The organism is Phyllobacterium sp., assembly GCF_037994425.1.
Classification (GTDB): domain Bacteria; phylum Pseudomonadota; class Alphaproteobacteria; order Rhizobiales; family Rhizobiaceae; genus Phyllobacterium.
Map to the genome: position 1 here is coordinate 1 of NZ_JBBNAM010000299.1, position 14,623 is coordinate 14,623.

14 protein-coding genes, 1 tRNA gene and 1 riboswitch are annotated in these 14,623 nt (G+C 58.6%); of the genes, 9 read left to right on the forward strand and 6 right to left on the reverse strand.

What is annotated here, in order from left to right; translation table 11 throughout:
* The 3 genes from AAAB35_RS20190 to uraH all read left to right on the forward strand — a co-directional run.
* A partial coding sequence (locus tag AAAB35_RS20190; RefSeq protein ID WP_340670061.1) for a molybdopterin cofactor-binding domain-containing protein occupies positions 1 to 823 on the forward strand: 823 nt, incomplete at its 5' end.
* A 12-nt stretch (positions 824 to 835) separates the two neighbouring features.
* The gene (uraD, locus tag AAAB35_RS20195; RefSeq protein WP_340670062.1) at positions 836 to 1,339 is read left to right on the forward strand and encodes a 2-oxo-4-hydroxy-4-carboxy-5-ureidoimidazoline decarboxylase; all 504 of its coding nucleotides are present in this window, start codon (positions 836 to 838) and stop codon (positions 1,337 to 1,339) included.
* A gap of 9 nt (positions 1,340 to 1,348) precedes the next feature.
* Positions 1,349 to 1,702 carry a hydroxyisourate hydrolase gene (uraH, locus tag AAAB35_RS20200; protein ID WP_340670063.1) on the forward strand — a complete coding sequence of 118 codons (354 nt, stop codon included), beginning with the start codon at positions 1,349 to 1,351 and terminating at the stop codon, positions 1,700 to 1,702.
* A gap of 8 nt (positions 1,703 to 1,710) precedes the next feature.
* On the opposite strand, the gene AAAB35_RS20205 is transcribed toward uraH, so the two are convergent.
* On the reverse strand, positions 1,711 to 2,910 hold the full coding sequence (locus AAAB35_RS20205) for a DUF2793 domain-containing protein (RefSeq protein ID WP_340670064.1): 1,200 nt from the start codon (positions 2,908 to 2,910) through the stop codon (positions 1,711 to 1,713).
* Between the two features lie 263 nt (positions 2,911 to 3,173).
* Between AAAB35_RS20205 and AAAB35_RS20210 the strand changes: the two genes are divergently transcribed.
* Complete coding sequence (locus tag AAAB35_RS20210) at positions 3,174 to 5,042, forward strand: nucleoside-diphosphate sugar epimerase/dehydratase (protein ID WP_340670065.1); 1,869 nt, start codon at positions 3,174 to 3,176, stop codon at positions 5,040 to 5,042.
* A gap of 6 nt (positions 5,043 to 5,048) precedes the next feature.
* Here the strand turns inward: AAAB35_RS20210 and AAAB35_RS20215 are convergent, their stop codons facing one another.
* Positions 5,049 to 6,032, reverse strand: coding sequence for a glycoside hydrolase (locus AAAB35_RS20215; protein ID WP_340670066.1), 984 nt, complete (start codon positions 6,030 to 6,032; stop codon positions 5,049 to 5,051).
* Positions 6,033 to 6,231: 199 nt separating this feature from the next.
* Between AAAB35_RS20215 and AAAB35_RS20220 the strand changes: the two genes are divergently transcribed.
* The 5 genes from AAAB35_RS20220 (at position 6,232) to cysQ (ending at position 11,365) form a co-directional block, all read left to right on the forward strand.
* A tRNA-Gln gene (locus AAAB35_RS20220) sits at positions 6,232 to 6,306 on the forward strand.
* Positions 6,307 to 6,434: 128 nt separating this feature from the next.
* Complete coding sequence (rbsK, locus tag AAAB35_RS20225) at positions 6,435 to 7,367, forward strand: ribokinase (RefSeq protein ID WP_340670067.1); 933 nt, start codon at positions 6,435 to 6,437, stop codon at positions 7,365 to 7,367.
* A 260-nt stretch (positions 7,368 to 7,627) separates the two neighbouring features.
* On the forward strand, positions 7,628 to 8,533 hold the full coding sequence (gene cysD, locus AAAB35_RS20230; RefSeq protein WP_340670068.1) for a sulfate adenylyltransferase subunit CysD: 906 nt from the start codon (positions 7,628 to 7,630) through the stop codon (positions 8,531 to 8,533).
* Positions 8,533 to 10,482, forward strand: coding sequence for a sulfate adenylyltransferase subunit CysN (cysN, locus tag AAAB35_RS20235; RefSeq protein WP_340670069.1), 1,950 nt, complete (start codon positions 8,533 to 8,535; stop codon positions 10,480 to 10,482). Before cysD ends, cysN begins: the two co-directional genes overlap by 1 nt.
* An 88-nt stretch (positions 10,483 to 10,570) precedes the next feature.
* Positions 10,571 to 11,365, forward strand: a complete 795-nt coding sequence (gene cysQ, locus AAAB35_RS20240; RefSeq protein WP_340670070.1) for a 3'(2'),5'-bisphosphate nucleotidase CysQ — start codon at positions 10,571 to 10,573, stop codon at positions 11,363 to 11,365.
* On the opposite strand, the gene AAAB35_RS20245 is transcribed toward cysQ, so the two are convergent.
* The 4 genes from AAAB35_RS20245 to AAAB35_RS20260 are packed head-to-tail and all read right to left on the reverse strand — an operon-like array spanning position 11,362 to position 14,121.
* Positions 11,362 to 12,330: an iron ABC transporter permease gene (locus AAAB35_RS20245; RefSeq protein ID WP_340670104.1), complete on the reverse strand. Its 969-nt coding sequence runs from the start codon at positions 12,328 to 12,330 to the stop codon at positions 11,362 to 11,364. The two genes, cysQ and AAAB35_RS20245, sit on opposite strands and share 4 nt — an antisense overlap.
* A gap of 45 nt (positions 12,331 to 12,375) precedes the next feature.
* Positions 12,376 to 13,323 (reverse strand): ABC transporter substrate-binding protein, encoded by a 948-nt coding sequence (locus AAAB35_RS20250; RefSeq protein WP_340670071.1) that lies wholly within the window; start codon positions 13,321 to 13,323, stop codon positions 12,376 to 12,378.
* Complete coding sequence (locus AAAB35_RS20255; protein ID WP_340670072.1) at positions 13,320 to 13,724, reverse strand: ABC transporter ATP-binding protein; 405 nt, start codon at positions 13,722 to 13,724, stop codon at positions 13,320 to 13,322. Before AAAB35_RS20255 ends, AAAB35_RS20250 begins: the two co-directional genes overlap by 4 nt.
* On the reverse strand, positions 13,630 to 14,121 hold the full coding sequence (locus AAAB35_RS20260; RefSeq protein WP_340670073.1) for an ABC transporter ATP-binding protein: 492 nt from the start codon (positions 14,119 to 14,121) through the stop codon (positions 13,630 to 13,632). The genes AAAB35_RS20255 and AAAB35_RS20260 overlap by 95 nt, the downstream gene beginning before the upstream one ends.
* Before the next feature lie 281 nt (positions 14,122 to 14,402).
* A riboswitch (cobalamin riboswitch) is annotated at positions 14,403 to 14,618 on the reverse strand.
* Between the last annotated feature and the right edge of the window lie 5 nt (positions 14,619 to 14,623).

Genomic DNA, 14,623 nt, shown 5'->3' on the forward strand with positions numbered 1-14,623 from the left:
TCTCGACATGGTGCGCATTTCCTCGACCGCGACGGGAAAGGTGCCGAACACCAGCGCCACCGCCGCTTCGACCGGCTCCGACCTCAACGGCATGGCCGCATTCAAGGCGGCGACCGCGATCAAGGCGAGAATGACGCGGGTGGCCGCCGAACACTTCGATGTCGACGAGGACGTGATCGTTTACCGCGAAGGCCGCGTTCACGCCGGAAACGAATCGATTTCGTTTGGCGAATTGGCAAAAATGTCCTGGGCCAAGCGCGTTCAGCTTTCCGAAGCCGGCCACTACGCAACGCCGAAGATCCATTGGGATGGCAAGACGATGAAGGGCCGGCCGTTCTTCTATTTCAGCTACGGCGCTGCCGTGGCCGAGGTGGCAGTCGACACGTTGACGGGCGAAACGCGCTGTCTGAGGGCCGATATCCTGCAGGACGTCGGCTCCCCCCTTAACCCCGCCATCGACCTCGGCCAGATCGAAGGTGCCTTCGTCCAAGGCATGGGATGGGTTACCTGCGAGGAGCTTTGGTGGGACAAGGCAGGCAAGCTGCGCACGGTCGGGCCCTCCACCTACAAGATACCGGGATCGCGGGATGTTCCACCCGAGTTCAACGTCCGCGTTCTCGACAATCTGCCGAACCGGGAGGAGACGGTGTTTCGCTCAAAGGCGATCGGCGAACCGCCGCTGATGCTGGGCATATCGGTGTGGCTGGCGATCCGCGACGCGATCGCGTCGATCCACGGCGGTGTTCCACATCTCGATTCTCCGGCAACGCCGGAAAACGTTCTACGTTCAGTAGGGGAGGCCAAAGCGCAACAGACGCAGTAAGAGGGAGGGGACATGACGCTTGAACAATTGAACAACGCAAGCACGGAAGATTTCGTCATCGCGCTTGGTGGCGTTTTCGAACATTCGCCTTGGGTCGCCGAGGCAGTAGCGGGCCAGAGACCGTTCTCGAGTGTGGAGATCTTGCATGGTGCAATGGTTGTGGCGGTGGAGAAGGCCGGACAGGCGGCGCAATTGGGCCTGATCCGGGCGCATCCGGATTTGGCGGGAAAGGCGGCTCGTCAGGGGAGCCTGACTGCCGAGTCGACGAGTGAACAGCGCGGAGCCGGCCTCGACCGCTTGACCGACACGGAATTCGAGGAGTTCCATCGCCTCAACAACGCTTATCAGAGCCGCTTCGGTTTTCCGTTCATCCTTGCCGTGCGTGGTCACAATAGGCACTCGATTATGGCAGCGTTCCGCCAGCGCCTCGATCATAATGCTGGAGAGGAAGTAGCAGAGGCCCTACGGCAAATTGCGTTGATTGCACGGTTTCGGTTGCATGATTTGATCAATTGAGGGTTTCAGATGGGAAAATTATCCACGCATGTACTCGATACGTCCGCCGGAAACCCTGCTTCGGGTATGGCGCTGACGCTGCATCGCCTCGAGGAAAATGGGCGCCTGCTGGTGAAGACCGCGATTACCAATGTGGATGGCAGGACCGACAAGCCGCTATTGTCCCCCGACGAGATGGCGGTCGGCCGGTATGAACTGACGTTCTTCGTCGAGGAATATTTCAAGCACAAGCTTATTGCACTCGACACCCCGCCATTCCTCGACGAGGTGCCGATACGCTTTGCCATTGCCGATGCGGATGCGAATTACCATGTGCCGCTCTTGGTCACGCCCTGGTCCTATTCGACCTACCGGGGCAGTTGAGATACGGCTTACCCAAAGACACCAGCAATACTGAAGGCGCGCGTTTCATCACCCCGGAAATAGACGAGATTGGCTGCGGACTGGGGGGAAAGATCAGCACACTGTAGCACAAGGCTACTCACAGGATTGCCGGCACTGACCACCGTCAGCAGGACGCCATCCTGCGCGAACACGCCCCCAAGCCGCTTTTGCATCAAGGGGGAGATATCGATGGCGACCGTCTTCTTCGCAGGATCGGCGATCTGAACCGTATCACCCGCCGCCCATTGTTTGATGTGCTCGGCATTCGAAACCTGGAGACCATTGGCGGCCGTATCCCATTTGACCCAGGCCGACTGGGCCGGGGTTTTGGTGACATTCCAAAGTCTTACCATCGCGACTTCCCGCATCGAGGTTGCGAAGAAATTCGCGGCCGCGTTGGTGGCCAGAGTGATGATGTCCGCAGCAATGGAGGCGAGCTTGGCGGATAGCGGTGTGGCGCTACCGGGCAGTTGATAGACGGTTGCCTCAGGACCGGCTGGCAAAAGGATGAGGCCCGACAGGCGTTTGCCGGTGGCTGCGTTGGCCATGCCGTTGGGAAAGCGAACGATCCCGGTCGCATTGTCGACGAGCATGACATCGCGCCAGGTGTTGCCGTCAGCGCTCGTCTTGATGCGAAAATCACGGCCCCACATCGTGCCCATTTCCGCACGCCCCTGATAGTTCGACTGGAACAGCAATGAAGCGGCTTGGTTATCATCGGACTTGTTGATCTTCAGTTGATGGCTGGTCCCGCCATGGTCAAACAAGGATGCGGGGCTTTTCACGGCAAGCCGGGTCGTTTCGTCAGCAACGGTCTGGATGCCGACCGCGCTGACCGGATTGGTTCCGCCGGGAACCGACTTCCACGCGTTGTTGGTGAAAACGAGAAAACCGGCCGTTTTGCCGACCCACGCGTTCCAACCCTCCCTCGGCTGGAAGAAGGCCCATGCACCATCTTGAAATGCCGCGACTTGCTGGTCCTTCCCGGCCCAAGCCCCACTGGCGCTGGGCGCTATGATATGGCGGTCGCCTTCCTGAGGAGCGGATGGGGGGACCTGTGCATTGCTGCTCAACACGGATAGTTGCACTAGCGCATCGAGCGCGCGTATCGCCTCGTTATGCGTCACGTGCTTTTGCGCCTGGGAAGGAGCGATGTAGGGCAATCTGAGGTTCGAAGTCTGGTCCATGTGGCTGTCCTTTCCGCTCTCCACCGTACCGTCAGACAGTACAGCCGTTGTGATTGTGTTGGATAAACCGGCGATGCAAATGCTGATTGATTGACGAGCAAGCGGTCATTGCATTTATGTAGCCCTATGTTACTGGTCTTGCGTCCGTTTGGGGTTCCATTGAAGGGCGAGGCGCCTGGCCGAGCCCACGTGTTTTTTCAATGGTGTTTTGAACGTTCTTCCCTTATCAAGCCCGCTCTGCATGCCGTGAACACCGAGGATCAATGACACTGGAAAACTTTCGACAAAGCGTCTCCATGATGCCGCGTCGTTACAAGCAAATGATCCTTGTCGTATTCGACATGATCGCGCTGACCTTTGCGGTATGGCTCAGCTATCTCTTGCGATTTGGTACATTCTTCATCCCGAACAGCGAACAGGCATTGCTGATGGTTGCCGCGCCGCTGATCGGGCTGCCCGTATTCATTCGCTTCGGGCTTTATCGAGCCGTCATCCGCTATCTGCCCGACAAGGCGATCTGGACGATGATCCAGGCGGTGACCATCTCCGTCATCCTTTGGGTCTGCCTGGCCTTCCTCACGCTCATGACCGGCGCTGAGGGCGTTCCGCGCGCGATCCCGTTCCTTTATTGGGTTTTGAGCATTGGCGTCATCTGTGGCAGCCGCTTTGCCGCCAAATGGCTGCTGTGGAGTGCGCTGCGCGACAAGCTCATGGCGCGGCAATGCTTGATCTTCGGGGCGGGTGATGCTGGACGCCAGCTTGCCAACGCGCTGCGGAGCCAGAACGAGGTGTCCGTCGCCGGGTTTGTCGATGACGACAGAAGTCTGCATGGCATGGATATTCTCGGCATTCGTGTTTACCCTACACAGCACCTTGAAACGCTGATCGATAATTTCGGTATCAGCGAGTTGATCGTCACGACATCGTCGCTGAGTGGCATCGAACGCCGCCGGCTGATCGGCAAGTTGAAAGCCCTTGACGTAAAGGTGCGCATTCTTCCGGCGATCTCCGACCTCACGGCCGGCAAGTATCTCGTCAGCCATCTGCGCGATATCGACATCGACGATCTACTTGGTCGTTCGCCCGTGCCTGCCGATCCGACTTTGCTCGACAAGACGGTGGAAGGCCGCGTGATACTCGTCACCGGTGCCGGCGGCTCGATCGGCTCGGAGCTCTGCCGCACGATCGTCAAGCTTGCCCCTGCGAAGCTCGTCATCTTCGACCTCAACGAACACAGCATTTACCAGCTCCAGCGCGAACTAGCGGGAATGAGCGATTGTGCGATCGTGCCGGCCCTCGGTTCGATCAGTGACGCTTCGCTGATCAGATCGCTCCTTGCCGAGCACAAGGTGGAAAATGTCTACCATTGCGCCGCCTATAAGCACGTGCCGCTCGTCGAGGAGAACGTCGTGGAAGGCGCGCGCAACAATGTGATCGGCACTGATGTGCTCGCCGCAATGTCTCAGCAGGCGGGGGTGCGCAACTTTGTCCTGATCTCGTCGGACAAGGCAGTCCGTCCGTCCAACGTGATGGGGGCGACCAAACGCTGGGCCGAACTGATCGTGCGCCACCATGGCGATGTGGCCAAGCAGACGGGAACCGGCCAGATATTTGCGTCGGTCCGCTTCGGCAATGTAATAGGCTCCAGTGGTTCCGTCGTGCCGCTGTTCCGCGAACAGATTGCACAGGGTGGCCCGCTCACTGTTACCCATGACGATATGACCCGATATTTCATGTCTGTACGCGAAGCGGCGGAACTCATTATCCAGGCCGGTGCGCTTTCAGAGGGCGGTGATATACTGTTGCTCGAAATGGGTGAGCCTGTCCGCATTCGCGACCTTGCGGAGAACATGATCCTTCTCGCGGGATTGTCCGTAAAGGACAGCAGCAATCCGGATGGCGATATCGAGATCGTGACGGTCGGAATTCGTGACGGCGAGAAACTGCACGAGGAACTGTTTTACGATCCGACCGGTGTAGCGCCGACCAGCCATACGAAAATCCTGCGCGCCAAGCGCCGGACGAATGCTGCTGACGAACTGCCGGACGCCGTAGCCGAACTGCAGCTGTTGATCGAGAGACGCGATACTGCGGGTGTTCGCAAGCTCCTTTACGAGCGCGCAACATCGTAGTTGCATTCAACCGATGGCAGGCGGTTTCCTGACGCGAAAGCGGGACAACAATAGCGTAGCTGCAATCAGTCCCGCGAGAATGGCGGCGATGCGAACGAGTCCGCCATGCGACGTCATGATGGCACAGATGCCGAGTATGAGATTGAGTGCGCCGACGCAGGCGACGATCTGCCAGACTGACCAGCCGGACCGCTTTGCAATCTGGTAGGCGTGCTTTGAATGGGCGGCGAGAATGTTCTCCCTGGCAGCGAGTCGCATGATGAGCGTCGATGTCGCATCGGCGATGAAAAACAAAGGCAAAAGCAAGCCGGCCGAGATCGACAGGTCACGGGCGACAAGGAAAAAGACGAGGCCGCTCAGGAGCCCGATCGGCAGGCTGCCGGAATCACCAAGAAAGACCCGCGCTTTCGGACGGTTAAAGAATGCAAAACCGAAGAGCCCTCCGGCGATGCACGCACCGGCCATGCCCGTGCCAGATGTAACGAGGCCGAACGCGGCAAATGTCGCAACCAGCGCCAGCGGTATTCCCAATCCCGAAACGACCATCAGGTCGAGACCGTCCATGAAATTGGTTAGGTTGATGAAATAGACGAGTGCGAGAGCAAGTAGGAAGCGCTCGACAGCAAGCGGTAATAACTCCGGGAGCAAGCGAAATTCGCTGCCGAGACCATAGACGGCGATACCGGCGGCGAGCAACTGGGCGACAAGCCGAACACTTTCGGGCAAGTGGTGGCGATCGTCGAAGAACCCGGTGATCCACAAGAGCAGCGCTGCCAAGGTGCTGGAAGTCATAAACCTTCCGTCTAATCCGGCTGCCGGACCGAAAATCCAAAGCGAGGCGAGGACGATCGGAACAATGGCTAGACCACCGAGTTGCCGCGCCGGCTGCGTATGATTGGACCTTTCGGTGATCGCCGCACCCAGGAAATGGCCGGGAAGTAACAGTATGATCGCGGCGAGCAGCACGGTGGTGCCGACGGCAGTGGTCATAAACGGCACAAGCAAGGTGGCGAAGGGCAATCTGAGCCTCGATTGATCTCTATCTGAATCGATGCCACCCTTGTCATGAAAATTATGCGGAAACAATTGTGAAGAGCGACAAATGGCCGATCATTCACGTTGCGCAAGCTGACACCAGAGGTTATAAGGCCGCGCTGCCGGGCACTTCGCTCGACATGCAACAAGATTTTGGGGCGTAGCCAAGTGGTAAGGCAGCGGTTTTTGGTACCGCCATTCCCTGGTTCGAATCCAGGCGCCCCAGCCATCGTGCCAGTGACTACGGATCAACCGTGACGATCGCCTTTGCGCATCGGCGACGTTTGCGACGGCCGCTATTTCCTTCCGCCAGATCATTGATATAGACATGGAACAATGCTCACGGAGGATTCGTAAATGGCACACCGCATTGCCGTCGTCGGCAGCAACATGACCGATCTGGTTACGTCGATCGTTCGTATGCCTGCCCCCGGTGAAACCTTGGAAGCGCCATCATTTTTCATGGGGTTCGGTGGCAAGGGTGCGAACCAGGCCGTCGCTGCAGGAAAGCTCGGCGCCGACGTGATGATGGTGACCAAGGTGGGCGACGATGTCTTCGGTCAGAGCACCATCAGGAATTTGAAGGATAACGGCATCGACATTACGCATGTCGGCACGGTTCCCGGCAAGTCTAGCGGCGTTGCACCTATCTTCGTTGATGAGCACGGCGAGAACTCCATCCTGATCATCAAGGGTGCGAATAACGAGTTGAAGCCAGCCGATATTGATGCGGCGTCCGAGGATCTGAAACGCTGCGATCTCATTCTCATGCAGTTGGAAGTTCCGCTGGAGACGGTTTATTACACGATCGCCTTTGCTGATCGCCATGGCATAGAGACCATTCTCAATCCCGCGCCGGCCGTGCCCGGCCTCGATGCGACGCAGGTCACCAAGGCGACGTTCCTCGTCCCGAACGAAACGGAGCTTGCACTACTGACGGGTCTGCCGACGGGCACCGACGCTGAGATCGAGACAGCAGCACGGTCACTGATCGCCAGGGGCATTCGCACCGTCATCGTCACGCTCGGGTCGCGCGGCGCGCGGCTGATCACGGCTGACAGGGCAACCCTGATCGAGCCGCTGAAGGTGAAGCCCAAGGATACGACCGGTGCGGGCGATGCTTTCATCGGCAGTTTTGCCCGGTTCTATGTGGAAAGCCGCGAGATCGAAGCCTCGCTGAGGAAGGCCGCCCTCTACGCCGCAGACTCCATCACCCGCGAGGGTACGCAGAAGTCCTATGCCGATGCGAACGAATTCGAGAAGTTTGTCGCCGGTCTCGGCGCGCAATAAGTCTGGATGAATTTTCCACGGAACCAAGTTTTTAAAACGGCTTGAGCCGCCCGTTCCGATCGCGGGGAATGGCGTTCTTAGATTCGCTTTGTCACAGCAATAAATTGGCGTCGATTTCGCAACGGGCGTGAAACCATCCTTTTCTAAAACGTCGCGCTTCCACTATCTTTGCCGCACGTTCCGGCGACTGGTTAGACGCCGGTATCTTGACGATGTTGGCTGGCGCAAAAGCACGTCCGGCCCAGATGGATAGTATTTTGATGACCAAGAACCTGACGCATCTTCAGCGTCTTGAAGCCGAGGCAATTCACATCTTCCGTGAGGTTGCGGCAACGTTCGCCAAGCCGGTGATGCTCTATTCCATCGGCAAGGATTCGTCCGTCATGCTGCATCTGGCGAAGAAGGCGTTTTATCCAGCAAGGCCGCCATTTCCGTTTCTGCATGTGGATAGCACGTGGAAATTCAAGGAGATGATCGCGTTTCGCGATTCGGAAGCTCAGCGTCTTGGTTTCGATCTTCTCGTCCACAGCAATCAGGAGGGTATCGAGCAGGGGATCAGCCCTTTCGTCCACGGTTCGAATACCCATACCCACATCATGAAGACGGTGGCCCTGCGCCAGGCGCTCGACAAGTATGGCTTCGACGCAGCTTTCGGCGGGGCGCGGCGTGACGAGGAAAAGTCACGCGCCAAGGAGCGCATTTTTTCGTTCCGCAACGCCCAGCATTCCTGGGACCCGAAAAACCAGCGTCCTGAGATGTGGAAGATTTACAATACCCGCGTTGCCAAGGGTGAATCGATCCGTGTCTTCCCGATTTCGAATTGGACCGAACTCGACATCTGGCAATACATCATGCAGGAGGAAATCCCCATCGTTCCCCTCTATTTCGCAGCCAAGCGCCCCATCGTGGAACGCGACGGCATGCTGATTATGCGCGATGACGAGCGGATGAAGCTCCTACCGGGCGAAGTCCCGCAGGACAGGATGGTGCGCTTCAGGACTCTTGGGTGCTACCCGTTGACTGGAGCCGTTGAATCGAGCGCGACGACCCTTCCCGAAATTGTCGGCGAAATGCTTGTCGCCCGAACCTCCGAGCGGCAGGGCCGAATGATCGACAAGGACGAGGCCGGGTCCATGGAAAAGAAAAAGCGTGAGGGCTATTTCTGATGAGTAAAGTAGCCCAGATCGAGATTTCTGCTGCTGAAGCAGCCGCTGAGGAAATAAGCGCCTATATGGCGGAACAGGAAAAGAAGTCGCTATTGCGCTTCCTGACCTGCGGTTCGGTTGACGACGGCAAGTCGACCCTGATCGGTCGTCTGCTTTATGACACCAAGCTGATCTTCGAGGATCAGCTTGCAGCCTTGACCAATGACAGCCGCAAGCACGGCACGAATGGCGAGGACATCGATTTTGCCTTGCTGGTCGATGGCCTTGAAGCCGAGCGCGAGCAGGGCATTACCATCGATGTGGCATATCGCTTCTTCTCGACGCCGAAGCGCAAGTTCATCGTCGCCGATACGCCCGGACACGAGCAGTATACCCGCAACATGGCGACCGGCGCTTCGACCGCGGACCTTGCCATTGTGCTTGTCGATGCGCGGCAGGGTGTATTGCGGCAGACGCGGCGTCACAGCTTTATTACCTCCCTCTTGGGTATCCGAAATATCGTTCTTGCCGTAAACAAGATCGATCTCGTCGATTATTCGCAGGAAGTCTTCGACAAGATTGTCGAAGACTATCAAGCATTTGCGGACAATCTCGGATTCAACACGATACAAGCGATCCCGTTGTCGGCACGCTATGGCGACAATGTCATGGGCGCTTCCGACAATCTCCGCTGGTATAAGGGGCCGTCGCTGCTTGAGCATCTCGAGACCGTTCCACTCGATCAGGCGAAAACCGAGCGACCCTTCCGCTTTCCAGTGCAGTTCGTCAATCGCCCGAATCTCGATTTTCGCGGATTTGCCGGCACGATCGCCTCGGGTTCCGTGGCACCAGGCGACGAGGTCGTCGTGGCGAAATCCGGAAAGGTATCCCGCGTTAAGCGCATCGTTACCTGGGATGGTGATCTCGATCGTGCCGGCGAAGGTGAGGCCGTCACCATCGTTCTCGACGATGAGGTTGAGGTTTCACGTGGCAATATGCTTGTCGCGCCGGGCGCCCGCCCGGAAGTTGCGGACCAGTTTGCTGCCCGTCTCGTATGGTTCGCCGAGCATGCGCTGATTCCGGGTCGTTCCTACATCCTGCGCACCGAGACCGATCAGGTCACGGCGACGATCGCTGATCTCAAACATCGAATCGATATCAATACGTTCGCCGAGGTTGCTGCCAAATCGCTCGACCTCAATGAGGTTGGCGTCTGCAATATTTCGACGCAGGAACCGATTGTGTTCGACGCTTACAAGTCGAACCGCTCAACGGGCTCGTTCATCCTCATCGATCGATTGACCAATGCGACGGTCGGGGCGGGCATGATCGACTTTGCCCTTCGCCGCGCATCGAACGTGCATTGGCAGGCACTCGACGTCGACAAGGCTTCGCGTACGGCGCTGAACGATCAAAAGCCGGCCGTTCTTTGGTTCACCGGGCTTTCAGGATCCGGCAAATCCACGGTGGCGAATCTCGTCGAAAAGCGACTCTCCTCACTCGGCAAGCATACCTACATCCTTGATGGGGACAACGTTCGGCATGGACTTAATCGCGACCTCGGATTCACCGAGGAGGATCGGGTCGAAAATATCCGCCGCGTCGGTGAGGTTGCAAAGCTCATGGTGGACGCGGGGCTGATCGTGCTGGTCTCGTTCATTTCGCCGTTCCGCTCCGAGCGAAGAATGGCGCGCGAACTGCTCGGCGATGGCGAATTCATGGAAATCTTTGTCGATACGCCGTTTGAGGAATGTGCGCGGCGCGATCCGAAAGGCCTCTATGCCAAGGCGCTGCGCGGCGAGATCAAGAATTTCACGGGCGTCGATTCGCCTTATGAAGTGCCGGAAAATCCCGAGTTGCATCTGAAAACGATTGGCCGGACGACGGAAGAGCTTGCCTCGGAGGTCGAAAACCTGCTTGCTGAGCGTGGCATCATCTTCAACTACGACCAGAGTTCGTGGTCGATCTGAGCAGAGTCATGCAGTTGGCCATCACCTCCCTCTGGACTGCCGCCCGTCCGGCACGTTCGTCTGAACCCGGCAGGGTGGAGGCGAATGCATGACATTCCATAGTGGCCTTCTCGCTCTCTTCGAAAAGGCCGCGATTGCTGCCGGTCAGGAAGTCTTGCGTATTTACGAGGAAGGCTGCGACGTCGAACTCAAGGACGACAAGTCGCCGGTGACGGCCGCTGACCGCGCCGCTGAAGCACTTATTCTTGAAGCACTGCGTTCGGCAACGCCTGACATACCCGTCGTGGCCGAGGAAGAAATCTCCGCTGGTCATGTGCCCGGTGATCTCGGTGAGCGCTTTTACCTCGTAGACCCGCTCGACGGTACGCGTGAATTCGTAAGCCGTAACGGCGATTTCACCGTCAATATCGCCTTGATAGAGCATGGGGTGCCAATCCTGGGCGTGGTCTATGCGCCGGTTCGCGGCTGGCTGTTTGCCGGCGGTCCGGAGGGGGCGCAGCAAGTTGATGTCAATCAAAATGGAACCGTCGCTGCACGACAAGACATCGCCTGCCGTTCGGCGCCGCACGCATTGACTGCGGTCGCGAGCCGCTCACACCGAACACCCGAGACCGACGCCTATCTCGGACGATTCGCCGTTGCTGACTGCGTTTCGGTCGGATCATCGCTCAAGTTCGGGCTGCTGGCGCGAGGGGAGGCCGATATCTATCCCCGGTTGAGTCGCACCATGGAATGGGACACGGCGGCAGGCGATGCCGTGCTGCGCGGGGCAGGCGGCATCACTTTGACTCTCGACGGCAAGCCGCTTACCTACGGCCGGCGCAATCAGGCGCACGACGCCGATTTTGCCAACCCTCATTTCGTCGCGCGTGGAAAGCTTTAGCCCAGCGGCTTGCGCAACAAGATCGTCATCACGAAAAATGCACCGACCGAACTGGTGACAATGCCGATCGGTAGTTCCTGCGGTGCGAGCAACAGCCGTGCCGCAAGGTCGCTGAGCAAGATCAGGATGGCACCAAGGATTGCACAGGCGATGCTGAGACCCGCGTGCAGCTGGCCAGCGAAGCGACGCGCAAGATGCGGAATCATCAGGCCAACAAATCCGATGACGCCCGCCACTGACACGAAAATTGCCGTCGAGAAAGCGCAAACGATGAAGACGACGCTGCGTGTGCGGGCAACGCGCACGCCGAGGCTTTCGGCAGTACTTTCGCCTGCCAGGAACGCATCGAGATTGCGGTGGTTGAAAAGGGCAAAGGTGATGATTGCGGCGAGCCCGAGGATTGCCAGCGGCACATTATCCCAGCGCGCGAGCCCAAGGCCGCCAAGCGTCCAGAAAAGCACCGAATGGGCGGCGCGCTGATCGCCGAGGAACACGACGTAGTTGGTGAGGGCCGCGAACAGGAACGAGACGGCTAGGCCGGCGAGAATTAACCGCTCCGGCCCCTGGCCCTCGATGCGTCGAACGAGCAGCGACACCAGCAAGGCGGCGAGCATTCCACCGCTGAAGGCGGCAATCGGCAAGGTCCAGATGCCGAAGCGGTCGCCGAAGATGCTGATCACCGAGACGGCGCCTGCCGCGGCGCCCGAGGAAAGGCCGAAGAGGAATGGATCGGCAAGGTCGTTGCGCGTCACGGTCTGGAGCATTGCGCCGATGACGCCGAGGCCGGCGCCGACACACAGGGCAAGGATGACCCGTGGCAGGCGCAAGTCGATGACGATTCGTTCGATCGGCGCGGCGATGGTCTTGTCACTAAAGCCGGCGGCATGGCCCAGAGCACCGAATACGTCGGCGAGCGGGATCAACGTGGAGCCATAGGCGATCGAGGCGAGCGCGAGCGCGAGCATGGCGACGACCGCGATAACGAGTAAGCGGGGGTGAACATGCGCCACTCAGAATGCTTCCGGGTGCATGGCGCGGGCGATCTTGCCGATGGCTTCGATATTGGCGGGGCCGGGCGTTATTTCCGCGTAGCGAAGCGCGACGAAGCGTTCATTCTTTACTGCGTCGGTTTCTTTCATCGCCGGATGCGACTTCAGGAAATCGAGAAGCTTCCGATATCCGGCGTCATCCTGATAGTCGAGCAGGACGAGAAATTGCGGGTTGCGGGCAGCGACCGTTTCCCAGGAGGTCGCGCCCCAACTCGTCTCCATGTCCGCCATGATGTTCACGCCTCCCGCCTCGCTGATCAAGGCATTGGGCATCGCGAACCTGCCGGCCGTGAAGGGCTTGTCCTCACCCGAATCGTAAAGGAAAACACGTGTATCGCCCTTGCCTCCGAACTTGCTCTTGATTGCGGTAAGCTCTTCCTTCCAGCCGGACACGAGTTTCTCGGCTTCCGCTTCCTTGCCGAAGATCTTCCCGAGTTTCTCGATATCGCCGTAAAGCAGATCCATCGAAGCGGCTGGACGGTTCTTGTCGAGATGTACGCAACTTTCGGTCAGGACCAGCGTCTTGATGCCGTAGGGCGCGAGCGTGTCAGGGGTGACGTCGCCACCTGGTTTCATGCCGTAATACCAGCCGGCAAAGGAGAGATCTGGGTTGGCCGCGACAAGGTTCTCGATGGTCGGATATTTGGGCGCAAGTTCCGGGATCGATCCCTGCTGCTTCTTGAATGCATTATCCAGTTTGTACCACCCGGTAATCCCGGTCACCCCAACTATCGAGGGTTGGAGGCCTAGCGCAAAGGCCATCTCGCTCATGTTGATGTCCTGTATGACGGCGCGTTTCGGCGGCGCGTCGAAAGTGAGCGGCGCGCCACAATTGTCGACCGTTACAGGAAAAGCAAAGGCCGACGCCGGCAATAACGATAGCGCGAGGGCGATAAGGGCTTTCTTCATAGGATTCTCCTTGTGTGGTCAGATGGACTAGGTCCGGGGGCATCGAACACCATGAGTTCCCGATCCTGATGAGGGTGGCGCAGGCGCAGTACGTCGAGGTCGAACACCTGGCTGACGATGCGCGGTGTCAGCGTTTGCTCTGGGAGGCCGGTGGCAACAACCTTGCCTGCGTGCATGACAGCCACATGCGTGGCGAATGGGGCAACAAGTGGCAGGTCGTGCAGGACGGCAATGGTGGTTACCCCAAGCCCGGCGACGACGGAGAGCAAGGCGCTGCGTGCCTTCGGGTCGAGGTGATTGGTTGGCTCATCGAGAAAGAGGATCGCCGGCTGTTGCGCAAGCGCCCTTGCGAGTTGCACCCGTTGCCGCTCGCCCCCGGACAGCGAACCAATAGTTCGCATCGCAAATGGCGATATCGGCGCAGGCCATAGCATTATCGACGATCTCCTGGTCTTTCGCGGCGCCGCAGACCCCTCGATGCGGGATGCGCCCCAGCGCAACATAGTCGTTGACGCGCAACTGAGCGTCCGGCATGTCGGACTGGCCAACGAAGGCGAACCGGCGTGCCCTTTCGAGCGCCGTCAAGCGGTTGATGTCGCGACCATTCAGGTGGATGTCGCCAGTAGTGGGTTCGGTGAGCCCAGCCAACATGCGCAGCAGCGTGGACTTCCCAGCGCCGTTCGGACCGATAATGGCAAGACGCGATCCGGATGAAACGCTCAAGGTCGCCGCATCAACGAGGCATTTGCCGGCGATTCGATAGCTGACCGTATCAGTGCTGAGTACGACATGGCTCATGATCGGATATTCTCCATGCTGAAAGACCTCATCCCGACACCGGAAGTCGCATCGGGGAAATATGTAATGTTATATCGTATGACTCCGAAAAAATGATCGTGTCAACCGGGTGACCCCGGGAGGACGCAGGCCAAAACCAAAAAAGATAGAGGGCGAAATGCATACCTGTCCTTGGTTTGGACAGGATTGGGAACGCCGACGTCCGGCCGAGATCGCAACACGCAAGCCGCAGCCTACGAAGCGCCGGAGACATCGCATCGCTCCCGGCACACCCCGTCCGGTTCGAATCTCAGAAAGATGGCAGGTCTCCTGGCTCGCGGGTCTCAGCTTTGCCCGGCCTTCCCGATCCTTGGATCAGTGGCATAATCCAGGCAATGCTCGCCGCTTACAGTTGCGGGGGCAGCCACGGTCTCGGTCCCTTTTGGGTACGCCTCACCGTGTTCCCTTTTCATCTCCGGTATTGTCATTCCGGAGAAACCATCGGCGCGGATGCTATGCGGGG